The organism is Acidobacteriota bacterium (genome assembly GCA_033549365.1).
Lineage (GTDB): Bacteria > Acidobacteriota > Aminicenantia > Aminicenantales > Saccharicenantaceae > JAWSUF01.
The window spans coordinates 1-16,668 of the sequence record JAWSUF010000011.1 but is presented as its reverse complement, the minus strand read 5'-3'; the positions used below and the strand labels follow the sequence as shown (position 1 = coordinate 16,668).

Below are 16,668 nucleotides of genomic sequence, written 5' to 3'. Positions count from 1 at the left end.
GAAAACATGAAGAAAGACGACTCTCGAAAACAACCGGACAATCTGCTGTCACGTCGGGACTTTCTCAAGTCTTCGGCCGCGGCGGGATTCGGTTTAGTCACGGCCGGAGGTGTCTTCGCCGCCCCGGGGTCCGGCCGAACCGGCCTTCAACCCGACGCCGGATCGCGCGACCTCAACATCGCCGTCATCGGCTGCGGCGCCCAGGGCCGCATCCTCATCGAAGCCTGTCTTCACATTCCGGGGATCCGCGTCAAGGCGGTCTGCGACATCTGGGAATACAGCCGTCAGTACGCAAGCGGATATCTCAGGAAATACGACCAAAACCCGGCCGTCTACGAAGACTATCGCGAACTCCTCGACAAGGAAAAGGACCTTCAGGCGGCGATCGTCGCCAGCCCCGACTGGGTGCACGCCGAGCAGGCCAACGCCTGCCTCCGGAAAGGCCTTCACGTCTACTGCGAAAAAGAGATGTCGAACACCCTGGAGAAAGCGCGGACCATGGTCGAGACCGCCCGCCGCACCGGAAAGCTCCTCCAGATCGGCCACCAGCGCCGCTCGAATCCCCGCTACACCCATGCCATCGACCGCCTGATCCGCGAGCACCGCATTCTCGGCCGGGTGACGACGGCCTACGCCCAGTGGAACCGGGCTAAAAGCGATATGCTCGGCTGGCCCGAACGCTACGCCATTCCGCGCGCCGTCCTCGACCGCTACGGTTATGCTTCGATGAACGAATTCCGGAACTGGCGCCTGTTCAAAAAATACGGCGGCGGGCCCATGGTCGATCTGGGTTCCCATCAGATCGATCTTTTCGCCTGGGTCTACGGCTCCAATCCGAAATCGGTCGCCGCCTCGGGCGGCATCGATTACTACAAGAACTGGGAATGGTACGACAACGTCATGGCCATGTACGAGTTCGACACCCCCGAGGGGACGGCCCGGGCCCTCTACCAGGTCCAGACGACGACCCAGCACGGCGGATTTTACGAGGCCTTCATGGGAGAAAACGGATCCATCGTGCTGTCCGAAATCCCCGAACGGGGCAACTGGGCCATGCGCGAACCCCATGCCCCGGAATGGGACTCCCTGGCCCGCCGGGGGCTTCTCTTGTCCGAGGCGCCGCTCATCCAGAAGACCGAAAGCCGCGATATCTATGTCGATGTCCGGGTGACCGTGGAGGCGGGCCGTTGGCCGCTCCCCGTCGAGCTGGCCAAACCGGCCCACCAGCCCCACCTGGAGAATTTCTTCGACGCCGTCCGCGACGGAACGCCTCTGAGCTGTCCGGCCGAACTGGCTTACGAGTCGGCCGTTTCGGTGCTCAGGGTCAACGACGCCGTCGCGGCCCGCCGCACTCTCGAATTCAAACCCGAACACTTCAAGGCATGAAGAAAGAAGCGCTTATTCTTGCGGTCTTCCTGGGCGCCGGGCTGATCTGGACCCTTCTTTCGGGACAGGGGCCGACTCCGAAAATTCCCACGGTTCAGCCCTGGGCCGGAAGCCGGGCCGAGCCGGCCCACGTCTTTCCGCTTCGCGACGATCTGGACCACCTCGTCGTGCCGACCATGCCCTATCCCATGCCTTTTTCCACGCGCACGAGCTGCGGGCCCTGCCACGACTACAACACGGTCGCCGGGGGTTTTCATTTCAACGCCGCCGCGTCCCGCCCGGATACCGAAACCGCATCCCAAGCACGCCCGGCCCAGCCCTGGTTTCTTGTCGACAACTCAACGGGAACCGTTCTTCCCGTCTCCCACCGCGGCTGGAAAAACACGCACCACCCCGATGATCTGGGCCTCACGGACTGGGAGTTCACACAGCTTTTCGCAAGACATCTGCCCGGCGGAGGGCCGTCCGAACCCGGCGAAGAGGGTCAGGACCGGGCATCCCGCTGGAACGTTTCGGGGAAAATCGAGATCAACTGCCTGGCCTGCCACCACGCCTCGCCCCGCCAGGACCTCAGCGAGTGGGCCCGGCAGGTGATGAGGGAAAACTTCCGCTGGGCGGCGACGGCCGCATCCGGAATCGCCGAGGTCGGCGGCATGGCTTCGCGCATGCACGGCACCTGGGACGTCTACGACGGGCCGAATCCCGACGACCGGGAATGGGCCATCGCACCGAACGTCAAGTACCGGGCGGAGGTTTTCGACTCCCGCCATTACGCCTTCATGGACATCCGCCGCTCGGCGGGAGACCGGTTGTGCCTGGCCTGCCATTCGACCGCTCCGGCCGCGGCCGTCCGCCGGCCCGAAATCGACCGGGACGTCCACGCGGCGGCGGGGCTCAGTTGCGTCGACTGTCACAGAAACGACCTGTCTCACCAGATCGTCCGCGGCTATGAAACCGAAGCCCGGGATATGGGCGATCCCTTCCGGGCTTCCCTGAGCTGCCGCGGCTGCCATATGGGCGAGGACGCCGCCGGAAAGAAAACCGTGACCCCCGGACGGCTGGGCGCCCCCTGGCCGCAGCATAAGGGGATTCCGACAGTCCATTTCCGTCATTTGTCCTGCACCGTCTGCCATTCGGGACCGAAGGTCGACGGCGGACCGGAGCCCGTAAGGACGGCGCGGGCCAATCGCCTCGGCATCTACGGCGCAGCGCTATGGCACACCGACACGCCGGTCATCCAGGAGCCCGTCTACATGAAAGGCGAAGACGGCAAGATCACGCCGCACCGGATCGTCTGGCCGTCCTTCTGGGGCATGTTGGAGGGAAAATCCGTCACCCCGATTCGACCGGAAAAAATCCGGGATGTGGCCGGGGATGTGCTCGATCCCGACCGGCGTGTGGGAGCGATCCTGCGCGCCTTGACGCCGGCTGTCGAACCGGACGAGATCCCGGTTCTCACAGCCTGGGGGAAAATCCTCCGCGCGGACGTCGACGGGCGACTTGTCGTGGTGGAAAACGAATCCGGAATAACTGCCCGGACAGGAGCCGGAACCGATCGAACTGCCGGAAAGCCGGAATCGGCGGGGCAAGCCGCCGTAACCCCCGTCTGGGGGGTTATGAAAAACGGGGCCGTGGAACCGATCGTGCCCGCCGTCGATCCCGAAGCCGACCCGAACGAGGCGGCTTATGAGCTGGCCCCTCGTTTTCAGGCCGTTCTCGAAGCGTTGCGGATTGTCGGATGGGCTCCGGGACAACCGGCTCTTGTCTACGGAGGGACAACTTACAAGCTGACGGACGGTTTTCTCGACATGGTCGTGCCGGAGGAAGATGCGGATTCGGAAACGGCTGCGGACTCCGGCCCGGCGCTGGGCTGGCTGGCCGAAGACGGCACTCTCCTCCCCCTCGTTTCGGACTTCGACCTGAAAAACGCCGTCCAGGTTGCGGGGCTCGAACAGGCCCTGACGGAAGAACAGGTGGCCGCGATTCTGGCCCGGCTCGCGGAACCGGGATCGGCGACAGCGTCTGGAGAAAGCCCTTCGGATCCCGGAACAGCCGCCGTCTCGGACGGCGCCGGAAAACCGACCGGAGAGCCTGTAAAATCTGAAGAAACCCGGACCCCGGAAGACGGCGCAGGCGGGAATCCGAATCCGGATCCTAAAGCAGCTCCAGCCCAACAGACAGGCGAGCCTGTCTACATCTCGGGAGGCCGGCTTTTCCGCCTCGATACCGAGGGCCGGCTCAAAGCCTCCCGCCACGATGCAGCCGAACCCGCCTTCTGGCCTGCAGCCCACGACGTCCGGCCGGCCCAGCAGGCCCTGGGCTGGAACGGCTGCGGCGACTGCCACAGCGCCGGCTCTTCGTTCTTCTTCGCCAAGGTCGAAGGCGCCGGGCCGCTTCTCACGGACAAGATCGAAAGACGCCGCCAATCCGCCTTCATGGGTCTCGGCGGATTGTTCCAAAGAATTTTCGGGCTGACTTTCGCCGTGCGGCCGACCCTCAAGTTCGTGCTCTTCGCGGCGGGCCTGCTCATCGCCGGGATCCTCCTTGCCGCCGCACTCATCTTCCTGGGCCGGGCGACGGGTCTCGCCGCCAGGGAAAAGGGGTGACGCGCCGTGTTCACCGCAATATCGATCGCCGCTTTCCTGGGGCTTTTCTTTGCGCTGACCTTTCACAGATTCAGGACAACGCGGCCACAATCCGATCCTTCGGGAAAGGTTGACGCTTCCTATCTTTCATGGCTGTCAACCCGGACTTCGGCCTGGCTCAAAACGCTGCGGGCGGCGCCGCTCAAGGATAAATGGCGGGCTTCCCCGTTTCACAAGCTCACCCTTCTCGATAAAGTTCTTGCAGCCGGACTTCTCGTATCTTTCCTTTACCTCGCAGCTTCCGGTTTCCTGGCCGCTTTCTTCATCGGCCGCGGGCTCCATGGGGTGCTTCTCATCCTCCACGTTATGGCCGGCGGTCTCTTCTCCGTCTGCCTGGCCGCGGTTGTTTTCCGCGAAGCATCCCGCTTCCAGGCGCCGCAGCCGTCAAATCCGGCTGATCCGCCCGCTCCGGATCACGCCCGGAGCATGGCCGCACTCACCAAATTCCCCCCTCTCCCGTCGCCGCAGTCAGTCCGGATTTGGATGTTCTGGATCTTCGCGACTGCGGGCCTCGCCCTCATCGTCTCGACGCTTTTTCCCATGCTCCCCTGGCTCAACACCCGGGGCCAGGTCCTGATGTTCGAAACCCACCGCTACGCCGCGCTCATCTCCGTTCTCGCAGCGATCGTCTACGTCTACCTGTCCATCTTCGATAAGCCGTCATCGAATTCACGTCGGTAAACATCCCGTTCGATAACGTGACGGCTCGGGCGCACGGCATGTCCGCGTCGCATGGAGCCGATGGTTGGGCCTCCGTCTCGATCAGTGCTTATGCGCCGGGGCGCCTTCACCGCCTTCAGCGTGGTGTGCACCCGTGGACATGATTGCGGCGTGGATGCCTTCGACATAGTGCATGTATACGACGTAGGCTTCCACGAAGTCCCGACCCGCTTCGACACTCTTGTCCTTGTTCTTCTTGGCCTCAACAGCCCTCGCGAACTTCTCCTTGATCGCTGCCGCCATATGGCCGCTGACTCTCTTGATCATCTCATCTGCGGAACCGTCGGCAAGGGCCTTGTCGGCCATCGCGACGATCGGTTCAACCGGTTCGTCCTTGATTCCGGTGTAGGGTGCGCCTTCGCCTGCACGGTGCAGGCGGACGAGAGTTTCGAGGAAGTACTGGTCAGCCAGTTCCTTTGCCTCCGGTCCCTTGGCCCTGACGGCGACCGCCTTCGTGAACGCTGCCTTGATCTCCGCCTCGCTGTCTTTCTTGACCCACTTGAGGACCGGAGTCACGTCGCCCTTCTCAAGGGCGGCTTTGGCTTCAGGAATGATGGGGCCGCTGGTGGTGTCACAGTGCGCAAACGCACTGCCCGCCAGAAAGACTGTAATTCCTGCCGCCAAGATTCCCGACGCCGCCAATGTTCCGATTGTCCATTTCGTTCTCATGACTTCTGTCTCCTTTCTTTGTTTTGATTCTTCCGGCCCAACTATGTTTTATTTTGATAAACAAAAAAAGCAAATATCAGTATAACGACAAAGCCCCATATGCCACCAAAAATAGCCCAGCTATTTTTGACCATTATCCCTGCATATAGAGCAAAACCACTAAATACAAGCCAAACGACTGAAAGGAAGTAAGCAACGGTTTTATTATGTAGAGGCGCAATTTTCGAGCCAGTATACACAAAAGCAATTGCCATTGCAGTATTTCCAGCAGCATTGAAATACAATTGAGCAATAAATGACTCAGTGTCGAACTGCACGAAATACAATCCTAACCGACCCAAAATATTCACAAGATACCACCCAAGCACGGAGGCTGTTATAGCAAGTGGTATAAATGCAATCCACCGCAATATCAAAACTACTCGATTGTGATTTGATTTATCCATTAGCTTTGCCTTCTCTCAAGATTGTCAATAAGCGTGTAGAGTTACGAGGTAAATTGGCGCATAGTTTTACGAGCTGCTTCAACCGTCGGAGCTCCGCAACACCCATCCCCACATACTTCTTCTTCATCCCCAACTCCTTTCTGAATACCCGATTTTATTAATAAAGTTGCATCCGGAATGGACCAAGATCCGGGAAGCAGGTCATGGACAGAGCGAAGCGGCACGTTATTCCTCGTTGCTGTCGATGGCTTTGTTGGGCTGTTTCGCTTTGCTCTCAAACATCTTCGGGAACTGTGTCTTCATGAATCGGAGAAACATCTCGGTGTTATAGAGCTTCCCGAGCACACTAGGTGGGACATCCTTGTTGTGTCGCCAGAAACTCTCGGCCACCACCTGTCGCAAGTCTGGGTTGTCAAATCTGATTTGTGGAAATGATGGCGGGAGCACAATCCTCTTGACTGAAGCGCCACCTTTCAACGGAACGAGGTACGGAATTGTTATTTTGCCGATAATGTTGAAGTATTTTCGGGCCTTCAGATTGTCCAATTCCTTTTTTGCCGAATCGTCAAGCGCTACTGCAGCCAGATCCAGAGAGGACGCTAGAGCGTGAGCTGCAACAATGCAGCGTCCCGCGAAGCAGTATTCTTTCACGAAAAACTTCCCGCATGAGACCCCACCGCGGACAGGCAGACCGCTATCGAGAAGGTGCCGACAAGTGATAATCAGGCTGAAGAAGCTCATGAGCCAAGAAAGGCTCTTTTGTTTTGGGTCGGCATCATTCGGATAAGGGCAGGTCAAAAGAATGGAATCCGAGAAGACGAGCCATTTCAGGTCTCCGAGCTGCTGTTCGATTTCCTTGCGTGTTGACTTCGTGCTTAGGATATCGAGTAGGGTGTCGATCGTCCTTTTCGGTACAGTTGTAAGGAAATCCAAGACTGTCTGCGCGGCTACTTCCGGTTCGTTATTCTCTAGGAAATTCGCGTATCCGAGTATGTCAAGGAATGCGACAACACCATGCTGCGTTTCAATCTTTTTGCTCATGTTCGTCCCCTATATTTCAGTCCAAAATTGAATAATTTTGTTTCTTGATAACACATTTAGGCTGCAACATAGCACTAACAGTCTGTTTTTGCAGATCTTTAAGCCGTATTTTCCATGGTTTCCGGAGGGATATATGGCTTGACAGGAGGGCCACATCGACAAATCAGGATAAACCCCTTTTTCCACAAGGGTATGTTTACTCACACCGGCGCGGGATGTCAAGAAAAATCAAGCAACGGTTCACAACAAACCCTTGAAAGGTTTGTCGAGACCACCATCAACGTTTCGTAGCGGGCAGGCTTGTCACAGCGCCGGGCGCATAAGAAGTTGGCATTGCCGGCCAATCTAACGCTCAGCATCATCGTCAGCGCGAGGCGCCGTCCGCTGCATGCTGTCGTTAGACAGTCCCTTTTGACGGAACATCCGGTTTTCCTTCTCGTGAGAACCCCGGGAACCGCGTGCGAATGTACTTCCGCGCGCTGTCCGGGGGGAGTTTCACGGTCCCGGGTCCGCTCCGAACGAAGAAGTCACCCTCCGGAACGGCCTCCATTCCCTTCCACTTCAGGAACACCGGCTCCGGGCTGCGCCGGCAGCTCACGACACACACGGTCTTGCCTTGCACGATCTGGGTCTTCGGGTCGATGCATATCCCGGCGCGATCACCGAGGCCGTTGCGGACAACCTGGGCAAGGTGGCGCATGAACTTGTCATCGCTCTCGAGTTGATCCGTTTCGATCCCCACGATCGAACCGTCGTCGGCCACACCGACCAGCAGATCCCCGCCCTCGGTGTTGAGGAACGCGGCGATGGTCTTGAGCACGGCGTGCGTCACGCCCTTGTCGTCCTGCCTGTTCTCTTTGAGGCTCCAGCGCAGGGTCGATTTGAACTCCAGCGTCTTCGACTCGCCGGCCTTGATCAGTTCCTCGGCGTTGCGGTGGGCGCGCAGATACTGGTCGAAGAGGAAGTTCTTGATCACCTCGCCGAAGGCGCGGTCGTCGGTGATGCGCTTGTAGAGCTCGAAGTTCGAGTCCACGATCTCCTGGATCACGTGCTCGACCTTCCGGTCGAAGGTGAGGCGTACGTTCTCGCGTGTGTTGGCACGCGCCGCGGCATCAAGCGCCGCATCGTCGTCGAGCTTCTCCATCATCTGGCCGAGCGTAACGCGGTGCTCGGGACCGAGATTCAGGCCGAAACGCTCGTTCAGATCGGCGATGATGCGGGAGAGCTCCTCCAGCTCCTCCGGCGTCACGCCGTGGCCCAGCTTGGTGCTGACGGGTTCGAGCACGCCGGGCCTGCGCTCAAGTGCAATCCTGCCGCTGCCGGTCTGCTGGATCCGGTAGGACTCCATGTCGATGTTCTGCTGCACCTCACGCGGCAGTTCCTCGCGATCGGCGGGGAGGAGGCGGCGCAGGTGCCGCGCGAAGACGTAAAGCTTCTCGAGGTCGGCATCGGCGAAGGTCAGGACTTGGGCGAGGAAGGCGTAGAGCCGCACGTAGTCGGTGAGCTGGCCTCGGAAGTCCTGCTGCTCCTGCTCGGAGAGAGCCGCGAAGCGCTCGACCACCGGCGCGAGCACGGCGTAGAGCCGGTCCTGCGTCGCCTTGGGGTCGAAGTAGACCCTGGCGAAGGCCTCAACGTCGGCGTCGGCATAGACCGGGAATGCGGCGAGGCGGGTCTGGATCTCGTAAAGCAGGTTAGGGTCGGTCGCTTCGGAAAGCAGAGTCGTTTCGTAGTAGGGCTCAAAGGCCGCCTTGATCTCATCCGACTCGTTGGCGAAGTCGATCACCATCGTGCCCTTCTTCTCCGGATGCGTGCGGTTGAGCCGCGAGAGCGTCTGCACGGCGTTCACGCCGCCGAGCTTCTTGTCCACGTACATCGTGTGGAGCAGCGGCTGGTCGAAGCCGGTCTGGAACTTGTTGGCGACGATCAGGAAGCGAAAATCGGGGCGCTCGAAGGTCTTCGCGGTCTGTGCCTCGGGGAAGCCGTTCATCCCGGACTCGGTGTAGGACCGCCCGCCGTCCTGGACGGTACCTGAGAACGCAACCAGCGCCTTGAACGGATAGCCGCACTCTGTCAGGTACTTGTCCACCCCCAGCTTGTAGCGAACCGCGTGCAGGCGTGAGCGGGTGACGATCATCGCCTTCGCCTTGCCTCCGATCTCGCCCTGCACCTGCGCCGCGAAGTGCTCGACGCAGATCTTTACCTTCTCGCCGATGGCGTGCGGGTGCAGCTCGACAAAGGACTTGAGCAGGTACTCGGCCTTGCGCTTGTCGTATCGCGGGTCGTCCTCGACCTTCTTCAAAAGCCGCCAATAGGCCTTGTACGTTGTGTAGTTCGCCAGCACGTCGAGGATGAAGCCCTCCTCGATCGCCTGGCGCATGCTGTAGAGGTGGAAGGACGCGAACTTCCCGTCGGGGCGCTTCGTGCCGAAGAGTTCGAACGTCTTCGGTTTCGGGGTGGCAGTGAAGGCGAAGGTCGAGAGGTTGGGCAACCGCCCGCGTTTCTCCATCTCGGCGAGGATCGTGCTCTCGAGTTCCTCCTCGGGCGTGGCCGCACCGGCCTCCTCCGCCTCCGCCGCTTCGAGCGACCCGGCGCTGAGCACGGCCTTGAGGCTCTTGGTGCTCTCGCCCGACTGCGAGGAATGCGCCTCGTCCACGATCAGGGCGAAACGCTTGCCGGGCAGCTCGCCGATTTCCTTGGCGATCACGGGGAACTTCTGGAGCGTCGTGACGATGATCGTCTTGCCCGACTCGAGCGCCTCCTTCAACTGGCGCGATGTGGTGTCGATGTTCTCCACCACGCCGAGAGTCTGCTCGAACTGCCGCATCGTGGTCTGGAGTTGGCGGTCGAGCACGCGCCGGTCGGTGATGACAACGATTGAGTCGAAGATCCGACGGTCTCCCACGTCGTGGAGCGTCGAAAGCCGGTGGGCGAGCCAGGCGATCGTGAAGCTCTTGCCGCTGCCGGCCGAGTGCTGGATCAGGTAGGGACGGCCCACGCCCTTCATGCCCGCGTCTGCGACCAGCTTGCGCACGCAGTCGAGCTGCTGGTAGCGCGGAAAGATAAGGAAGCGTCGCCCCGTCTTGCGCCCCTTCTCGTCCTCCTCCTCGACCTCGTGGATGAACTGCCGCACCAGGTCGAGCACGCTGTCCCGCGCCCAGGTCTCCTCCCACAGGTACCCGGTGGCGTAGCCCTGCCGCGTGGGCGGCACGGGCGGGTTGCCGGCGCCGCCGAACTTGCCCTGGTTGAACGGGAGGAAACGCGTCCTGGGCCCTGCGAGATGGGTGGTGACGTAGACCAGGTCCGGATCCACGGCGAAATGCGCCAGGCAGCGGCCGTAGGTGAGGAGCGGCTCGCGCGGGTCCCGGTCGGTCTTGTACTGGCGGATTGCATCTTCGACGTCCTGCCCGGTGAGCGGGTTCTTGAGCTCGGCGGTGAAGATGGGGATGCCGTTCAGGAAGAGAATCAGGTCGAGGCTCTTCTCGTTCTTGGTGCTGTAGTGGAGCTGGCGCACAACGGCGAAGAGGTTCGCCGCGTGCAGCCGCCGCGTCTCCTCGTTGAGTCCGCTTGCGGGCCGGAAGTAGGCGAGCCGAAACTTGCAGCCCGAGTCCTTGAGGCCGTTGCGCAGCACGTCGAGCACCCCGCGCCGCTCGATCTCGGCGGCGAGGCGCCGCAGGAACTGCTCGCGGACCGCCGCGCCGTGGTGCTGCTCGAGCTTCTTCCATTCCTTCGGCTGCGTGGCGAGCACGAAGTCCACCGCGTCGCGAGGAAGGAGGCAGAGCGTGCGGTCGTAGTCCTCCGGCGTGCGCCTTCGGTAGCCGCCGGGCGGCGCGTCGCCGTAGGGCGGCGACGTCTCGCGTACGGCGCTCGCATCGTTTGCACAGGCGTCCGGGCCGTACCGGAGCAGCGCACACTCGATCGTTTCCTCGAAGGAGCGCTCGGAGATCTCGGGACTCATGCGACCTCCTCCCTCACGTCAATTTTGCCCGTCACCGCGGCGGAGATGACGGCAGTACGGAGTTCCTTGAGGCGGTCAACGGCCTCGCGGACCTTGGCGACGAGGGCGTCGATGCGCGCCGTCTCCCGGTCGAGAAAGGCAGCGATGGTGCGTTGTTCATCCAACGGAGGAATGCAAAGTAGTGCTTCGCCCATTTCGGACTTGTTGCAGATGGGGATGGTGACCTTATTGGCGCGCCGAGAAAACTCCTGCTGAAGGCAAAAGGTAATAAAATGACCGTAACGATCGATGACGTTAGAGTCGAATGAGATCGCATTGATCTGCTGATTCGTACATACCTCAACAGGCGCATGTCCAACCTTTCCGACTGTCCCAATTCCACATACTAGGACGCTGCCTGCCCGTACTGGTCCTACACTCATTGCCGCTTTTGTTGAGAGGTGACGATCTGGGATTGATATCCCGCAGTCACCTCTAAGATGATCGGGCTTTACCCAAGGTACGCCTTCTTGGTCGAACGCCTCGTCATGAACACCGGCCGGTGTTCCTCCGGTATGAAGCCGGGCGACAGCCTTAATTCGCTTCACCTCCCAATGCGCCGGAATCTCCCCCAGCCACTCAACGCCGGAATCCTTCATGGGGACGGTCGGGTAGAGGCCCTTGGTGACGGTGCGGGTGATGAGGGCGGTACGCTTCTCCTGGAGCAGCTCGATCAGCCGCTCTTTCTTCGCTACCAGCGCATCGATCCGCGCCGTCTCCCGGTCGAGGAAGGCAGCGATGGTACGTTGCTCGGGTTCTGGAGCGATGGAGATCTCTAGGTCCTCAAGCATCCCCTTTGCTAGCTCTCGGAACGTACTGCCTTGGCCGAACGACTCAAGTTCAGGCCTCGCGGCGAGTAGCTCGTAGTAGAAGAACTCGCGTGAGTCTGCGTCGCGGAAAACCAAGCTACGGCAACCTTGATTCGTACAAAGGTCAACCCCCGCCATTGCGAGGTGCCCGATAGGTGCGCGTGTGGAAAGCACTAGCGATCCCGATGGAACGAGCGTAGTACCGCAACTCCAGTAGCCCGATTCCGTGATGGTTCGTCTCGTCGATGTGATCGTCATACCCTTCAAGTCTCCAAGGTCTTCCGGCGTGACCCAAGGTATTTCGCCATCCCAGCAGGCTGGCGCCGCGCTGGATGGGGTCGAACCATTGACGACGCGGAACACGCGCTTCAGCCGCTTCACCTCCCAATGCGCCGGAATCTTGCCCAGCCACTCGACGCCGGAGTCCTTGTAAGCCGGGTACGGCTTGAACCGCCGGAATGCCTTCATCGCCACGGCCCTCCATTCTGCCAGTCACCGGGCGTCGTACGCCCGGCGCCGAGGTCGGCCCAGATCGGTTGCAGGAAAGCGGTAATCCTCTCGCCAACCCTGTCGAAATCCGCGGGCGCATCGGTTAGTTGATTGCGGTCCACGTACGCCCGCCACTGTGCAGCGCGAGTTTCATCGGCATAGAAGCGAGCCGATAGCGCTCCAGGCAGCGCCGCCTCCACCGCCGTGCTTCTGCGCTCGAAAGTCGCCCTCACCGCCTGAACGAGCGTGGTCCGCTCGAAGCGGAAAGCCACGGCCATCGCGTGGACGTCGTAGAAGTCCTTGTAGCGGCTGTTCCGCTCACCCAGCATCACCATCGCGTGCAGCTTCTCGGCCACGACGGACTCGGGCGGGTAGGCCAGGATCCGCGGCGGCGGATCCCCCAGGATCGTTCGGTACTCCTTTTCTTCCGGGCCGGGGACGATTGCGTTGCCGAAGCCGACGTCCACTTGCATCGGGATGTTGGATTCTCCCAGCCGGGCTTTGATCCGGATGCGAAGGCCGTCGTACTCGGAGCCGTCGCGGATCGGTTCCGCCGTGATCGTGTCCGTGTCGAAGACGAGCTGATCAACGGCGTCCGGTGTGTTGCAGATCTCGCGGAAGGCGACGATCACATCCTCGGGATCCGAGCTGCCGTATCCCGTGAAGTCGACATCGCGAGTCGGCCGGTAGGCCGTGCCCCAGATCGCGAAGAGCGTTGCGCCCTTCAGCACGAAACGCTCACGGTGTTTCGAGCGGCCGAGCCGATAGAGGAATCGCTCGACCGCGTAGCGCAGCAGCCCGAACATCACGTCCTCACCACGGGCGCGAAGCTCGTTCCGCAGCCGTTGCCGAATCGATTCCGCCCGGCCGTCGGTCTCCCGCCCGCTCATGCCGACAGCGCCTCCAGGTAGGGTCCGATGACCGTCCTTATGCGGCAGACCTCGGCGGCGCGGTCGATCTCGCTGATCATGGCCTTTCGCGAGCGCACAGCATCGCGGATCGCCTCCATGGCGACGTCGAGACCGATCTTGTTCCGGTAACGGAAGCAGTCGACGACGGTGCGGGCAGGATTGGTAAGGCGGACTTCAACGCCCTGCATGGACTGCGTGACAACGCCGTAGGTCAACATCCGTCCGGAGAAGCGGACGATGCGGACCTTGGCCGGGAGACGCCTCGGGATGCGGGCCTTACGGTCGATCGCCAGCCACACCTGGTGCGGTGACTGGGTGCCGATTTCGTGGATGCGCAGGGCGGAGAGCAGGCAGACGATGGCGTGCGGCGCGGCGGAGGCCACCATGGCGATGGTCTCGAACTCGTTCGGTTCGACCTCGGACAGCCGATAGACACCGCCCCCGAGTTTTTCGACCGTGCCCTCGGCGACAAGCCGCTGGAGCTGTCGGAACGACACCCCAAGCGGCAGAACGTCGCGCGGCCGGAAAAAGGCTCCGACGCCTCCGGCGTCAAGGCGTGCCTTGGTCAGGTGCGACTTGTCCATATCGGAATGATACTAGATGTCGGCATATAAATGCAAATGCCGACATTTTGCACAATCAACGGGCCGGCCCACCGGTCACATCGGCCAGCATCCGCAGGATGTCCTGCTCGATCTTCCGGATCTCGCCCTCGATCTCCTCCAGTGGGCGCGGCGGAGTATAGCGGTAGAAGTAGCGGTTGAAGTTGATCTCGTAGCCCACAAGGCCGACCTGACCGTCCTTGGAGTCGCGCCTTGAAGCATCGATCCAGGCATCTTGGACGTGGGGCCGGACCTCGCGCTCGAAGAACGCTCCAACACTCTCGGCGAGCGGCACGCTCTCGGTGTCTCGCAGCTCCGGATCAGGCTCGGGGTTTCCGTCCCGGTCGCGGCAGATTGCGGCGGACTCATCTCGCTCGGAAAGGGCGGAGAGAATCGCCTTGCGGACGGGAGCCGGGAGTTTGACGCCGGCTTGCTTCGCGGCCGCATCGAGCACGCGCTCGAACTCGTCGCTGTTCTTGACGAGCGTGCCGGGCAGCGCGCGTATCAGCTTGCGGATGACCTCCTGCAGCGCTCGCCCTTCTGCCTGTTCCTTCGCTCCCGCATCACCCCTCTTCTTCGACTGAGCCAGCGCCTGGAAGCCCCGTTCCTCTTCCAGCCGGGCGATGCGCTCAGCGCTCGCCTGGAAGTTGAGCCGCAGCGGTCGCTCGACAGTGATCTTTCGGAAGCCGAAGTGGGTGGTCGGGAAGATGCGGCTGACGACGACGTCTTCTTCTTTGCCGTTCTTCGCGATCTTCCGCGTCTCGCCGTCCTGGAAGTCGGACAGGATCCTCAGGATGTCCTGCGATCGCTCGAGCGGGATCTCGCGCCGCTTGTCGCCGAGGCTCTTGCGCATCGGCACCCAGAACGAGGTGGCGTCGATGAGCTGCGCCTTGCCCTTGCGGGCCGGCGCCTTGCGGTTCGTGACCACCCATACATAGGTCGCGATGCCCGTGTTGTAGAAGAGCTGTTCGGGGAGCGCGATCAGCGCCTCCAGCAGGTCGTTCTCCAGGATGTAGCGGCGGATCTCGCTCTCGCCGCTGCCGGCATCGCCCGTGAAGAGCGGCGAGCCGTTCATGATGATGGCGATGCGCGAGCCGCCATCGCTGGGGTCCTTGGCGTGCGCCAGCATGTGGAGCAGGAACAGGAGCTGGCCGTCGCTGATCCGCGGCAGGCCCGGGGCGAAGCGTCCCGAGGCGCCGCGTTCGTGCTCGGCCCGCACGGCGTTCTCGTCGCGCTTCCAGTCCTTGCCGTAGGGGGGATTGGCGATCAGGTAGTCGAAGTTCCGGCCCGCATGTCGGTCGTTGGAGAGTGTGCTCCCGAAGGCGATGTTGTCCGCGTCCCGCCCCGTCGGGTCCTTCATGAAGAGGTCCGACTTTGAAACCGCCCACGTCTCCGGGTTGACCTCCTGGCCGAAGAGGTGGATCTCGGCGCCCGGGTTGATCGCGGGCCGAATGAGATCGCCGTTCTTCCGCAAGCCGACGGTGATGTGCTCCTTGGTGATCATCAGCATGCCGCCGGAACCGCAGCAGGGGTCATAGACGGTGCGAATCGGTTTTCCTGCGTCGATACTCTTCTCGTCACCCGCAAGCATCAGGTCCACCATCAGGTGCACCACATCGCGCGGCGTGAAGTGCTCTCCCGGATTCTCGTTCAAGGCTTCATTGAATTTCCGGATCAACTCCTCGAAGATCGTGCCCATGGTCGGGTTGTCGATCTTGTCCGGGTGGAGATCGACGTTCTTGAACCGCTCCAGCACCTGGAAGAGGAGCCCGGCCTCGTCGAGCTTGCTGATCGTGTTGTCAAAATCGAACTTCTCCAGCACCTCGCGCATGTTGGGGCTGAAGCCTGCGATGTAGTTGCGCAGGTTGGCGGCCAGGTGCGGCGCGTCGGCCAAAAGCTTCTTAAAGTCGTAGCGGGAGGTGTTGTAGAAGGCGAAGCCCGACACTTGACGGAGCTGGGCGTTCAGGTCCCCGAGCCCCCGGCCCCTGAGCTGCGCCTGGCGCTGGAGGACGGTTTCCTTCGTGTCCGCAAGCACACAGTCCAGGCGACGCAGCACCGTGAGCGGCAGGATCACATCCTGGTACTTGCCGCGCTTGAAGGTGTCGCGGATGAGGTCCGCGACGCCCCAGAGGAAGCTGCCGATCTCGCTATGGTTCACTGAGTTTGCTCTCCGTTCTCGCTCATGAGGGCTGCGTTCTCATTGGGGCTGTCTATCATTATAAGTTGTTTTTTCCAACACCTTTAGGCTGGGAATGGCATTAAGGCTATATTTACCCACACCGGCGCGGGGTGTCAAGAGGGCGTTGGGTAAGGTTTTTATATGGCTTGACAGGGAGGGTGCGTATTCCGAGCGATTCCGGCCATCCATTCCGATTCCGACCGAAAAGTGGCCGCCTTCGCTCGGAACGGGTGGCCGGCTTCCGTCGGAATGACCGGCCGGAATCGCTCGGAATACGCAAGGCCTCCCTACTGGGTACCTCTTCAATCTATCGTAAACCGGTCGATTCGCGCAACGGCTTCGAGTATATCAAGTTGGCCTAACGCTCAGCATCAGAGGCGGCGCGCAGCGCCGTCCGCTGCATGCTGTTGTTCGGCGGCCTCTTCGCTGACCGTCAAGGTGCTCAGACCAACATCCGACCCATGCCCCCGCAAAGTTTGCGGCCAGCGCGTACGTGCGTCTCAGCGGCCAGAACCTGCGGATTCGCTGCACAAGTGGCTTACCTTCTGGCAGCACTCTTCCACCGCCCGGCGGTCCTCGGCTTCGGGTAGTCCCTCGCGAGCCCCCCGGGCGATCATTTCAGCGTGCCGTAAGAGCGCCGCGCGGTCTTCCGGCCGATGTGTGAATCCCGCGACCACGGCGATCGTTTCTAGCAGGCGGATGGTCACCGCCGCGCTGGAGCGGCCATATTGTCGGATTTGGTTGAATGCCGCATCCGTGATGTCCGGGAATGTATCG

Annotated in this window: 12 protein-coding genes; 3 read left to right on the top strand and 9 right to left on the bottom strand. The window is 61.4% G+C overall.

Annotated elements, in window-relative coordinates:
* Positions 1–6: 6 nt before the first annotated feature.
* From SCM96_12855 to SCM96_12845, 3 genes are read left to right on the top strand one after another with little or no spacing between them, the layout of a single operon-like run.
* The gene (locus tag SCM96_12855) at positions 7–1,386 is read left to right on the top strand and encodes a Gfo/Idh/MocA family oxidoreductase (GenBank protein ID MDW7761507.1); all 1,380 of its coding nucleotides are present in this window, start codon (positions 7–9) and stop codon (positions 1,384–1,386) included.
* Entirely contained in the window at positions 1,383–3,992 is a 2,610-nt protein-coding gene (locus SCM96_12850; GenBank protein MDW7761506.1) for a hypothetical protein, read from the top strand. Before SCM96_12855 ends, SCM96_12850 begins: the two co-directional genes overlap by 4 nt.
* A 6-nt stretch (positions 3,993–3,998) precedes the next feature.
* Positions 3,999–4,712, top strand: a complete 714-nt coding sequence (locus SCM96_12845; GenBank protein ID MDW7761505.1) for a hypothetical protein — start codon at positions 3,999–4,001, stop codon at positions 4,710–4,712.
* Positions 4,713–4,793: 81 nt separating this feature from the next.
* Here the strand turns inward: SCM96_12845 and SCM96_12840 are convergent, their stop codons facing one another.
* From SCM96_12840 to SCM96_12800, 9 genes are all read right to left on the bottom strand, one after another.
* Positions 4,794–5,420 carry a DUF6448 family protein gene (locus SCM96_12840; protein MDW7761504.1) on the bottom strand — a complete coding sequence of 209 codons (627 nt, stop codon included), beginning with the start codon at positions 5,418–5,420 and terminating at the stop codon, positions 4,794–4,796.
* Between the two features lie 41 nt (positions 5,421–5,461).
* On the bottom strand, positions 5,462–5,866 hold the full coding sequence (locus SCM96_12835) for a hypothetical protein (protein MDW7761503.1): 405 nt from the start codon (positions 5,864–5,866) through the stop codon (positions 5,462–5,464).
* A 225-nt stretch (positions 5,867–6,091) separates the two neighbouring features.
* Positions 6,092–6,907, bottom strand: coding sequence for a hypothetical protein (locus SCM96_12830; protein ID MDW7761502.1), 816 nt, complete (start codon positions 6,905–6,907; stop codon positions 6,092–6,094).
* A gap of 397 nt (positions 6,908–7,304) precedes the next feature.
* The gene (locus tag SCM96_12825) at positions 7,305–10,862 is read right to left on the bottom strand and encodes a putative DNA binding domain-containing protein (protein ID MDW7761501.1); all 3,558 of its coding nucleotides are present in this window, start codon (positions 10,860–10,862) and stop codon (positions 7,305–7,307) included.
* Positions 10,859–12,178: a restriction endonuclease subunit S gene (locus SCM96_12820; protein MDW7761500.1), complete on the bottom strand. Its 1,320-nt coding sequence runs from the start codon at positions 12,176–12,178 to the stop codon at positions 10,859–10,861. Before SCM96_12820 ends, SCM96_12825 begins: the two co-directional genes overlap by 4 nt.
* Positions 12,175–13,089, bottom strand: a complete 915-nt coding sequence (locus tag SCM96_12815) for a nucleotidyl transferase AbiEii/AbiGii toxin family protein (protein ID MDW7761499.1) — start codon at positions 13,087–13,089, stop codon at positions 12,175–12,177. The genes SCM96_12820 and SCM96_12815 overlap by 4 nt, the downstream gene beginning before the upstream one ends.
* Entirely contained in the window at positions 13,086–13,694 is a 609-nt protein-coding gene (locus tag SCM96_12810; GenBank protein MDW7761498.1) for a transcriptional regulator, read from the bottom strand. Before SCM96_12810 ends, SCM96_12815 begins: the two co-directional genes overlap by 4 nt.
* A gap of 55 nt (positions 13,695–13,749) precedes the next feature.
* Complete coding sequence (locus SCM96_12805) at positions 13,750–15,870, bottom strand: class I SAM-dependent DNA methyltransferase (GenBank protein MDW7761497.1); 2,121 nt, start codon at positions 15,868–15,870, stop codon at positions 13,750–13,752.
* 521 nt (positions 15,871–16,391) lie between these two features.
* Positions 16,392–16,668: DUF2254 domain-containing protein (locus SCM96_12800; GenBank protein ID MDW7761496.1), on the bottom strand; the 277-nt coding region annotated here is incomplete at its 5' end.

Excerpts from the sequence above, each read along its gene's own strand:
- SCM96_12855 (MDW7761507.1), top strand. The coding sequence starts at position 7 with ATGAAGAAAGACGACTCTCGAAAACAACCGGACAATCTGCTGTCACGT.
- SCM96_12850 (MDW7761506.1), top strand. The coding sequence starts at position 1,383 with ATGAAGAAAGAAGCGCTTATTCTTGCGGTCTTCCTGGGCGCCGGGCTG.
- SCM96_12840 (MDW7761504.1), bottom strand. The coding sequence starts at position 5,420 with ATGAGAACGAAATGGACAATCGGAACATTGGCGGCGTCGGGAATCTTG.
- SCM96_12835 (MDW7761503.1), bottom strand. The coding sequence starts at position 5,866 with ATGGATAAATCAAATCACAATCGAGTAGTTTTGATATTGCGGTGGATT.
- SCM96_12830 (MDW7761502.1), bottom strand. The coding sequence starts at position 6,907 with ATGAGCAAAAAGATTGAAACGCAGCATGGTGTTGTCGCATTCCTTGAC.
- SCM96_12825 (MDW7761501.1), bottom strand. The coding sequence starts at position 10,862 with ATGAGTCCCGAGATCTCCGAGCGCTCCTTCGAGGAAACGATCGAGTGT.
- SCM96_12820 (MDW7761500.1), bottom strand. The coding sequence starts at position 12,178 with ATGAAGGCATTCCGGCGGTTCAAGCCGTACCCGGCTTACAAGGACTCC.
- SCM96_12815 (MDW7761499.1), bottom strand. The coding sequence starts at position 13,089 with ATGAGCGGGCGGGAGACCGACGGCCGGGCGGAATCGATTCGGCAACGG.
- SCM96_12810 (MDW7761498.1), bottom strand. The coding sequence starts at position 13,694 with ATGGACAAGTCGCACCTGACCAAGGCACGCCTTGACGCCGGAGGCGTC.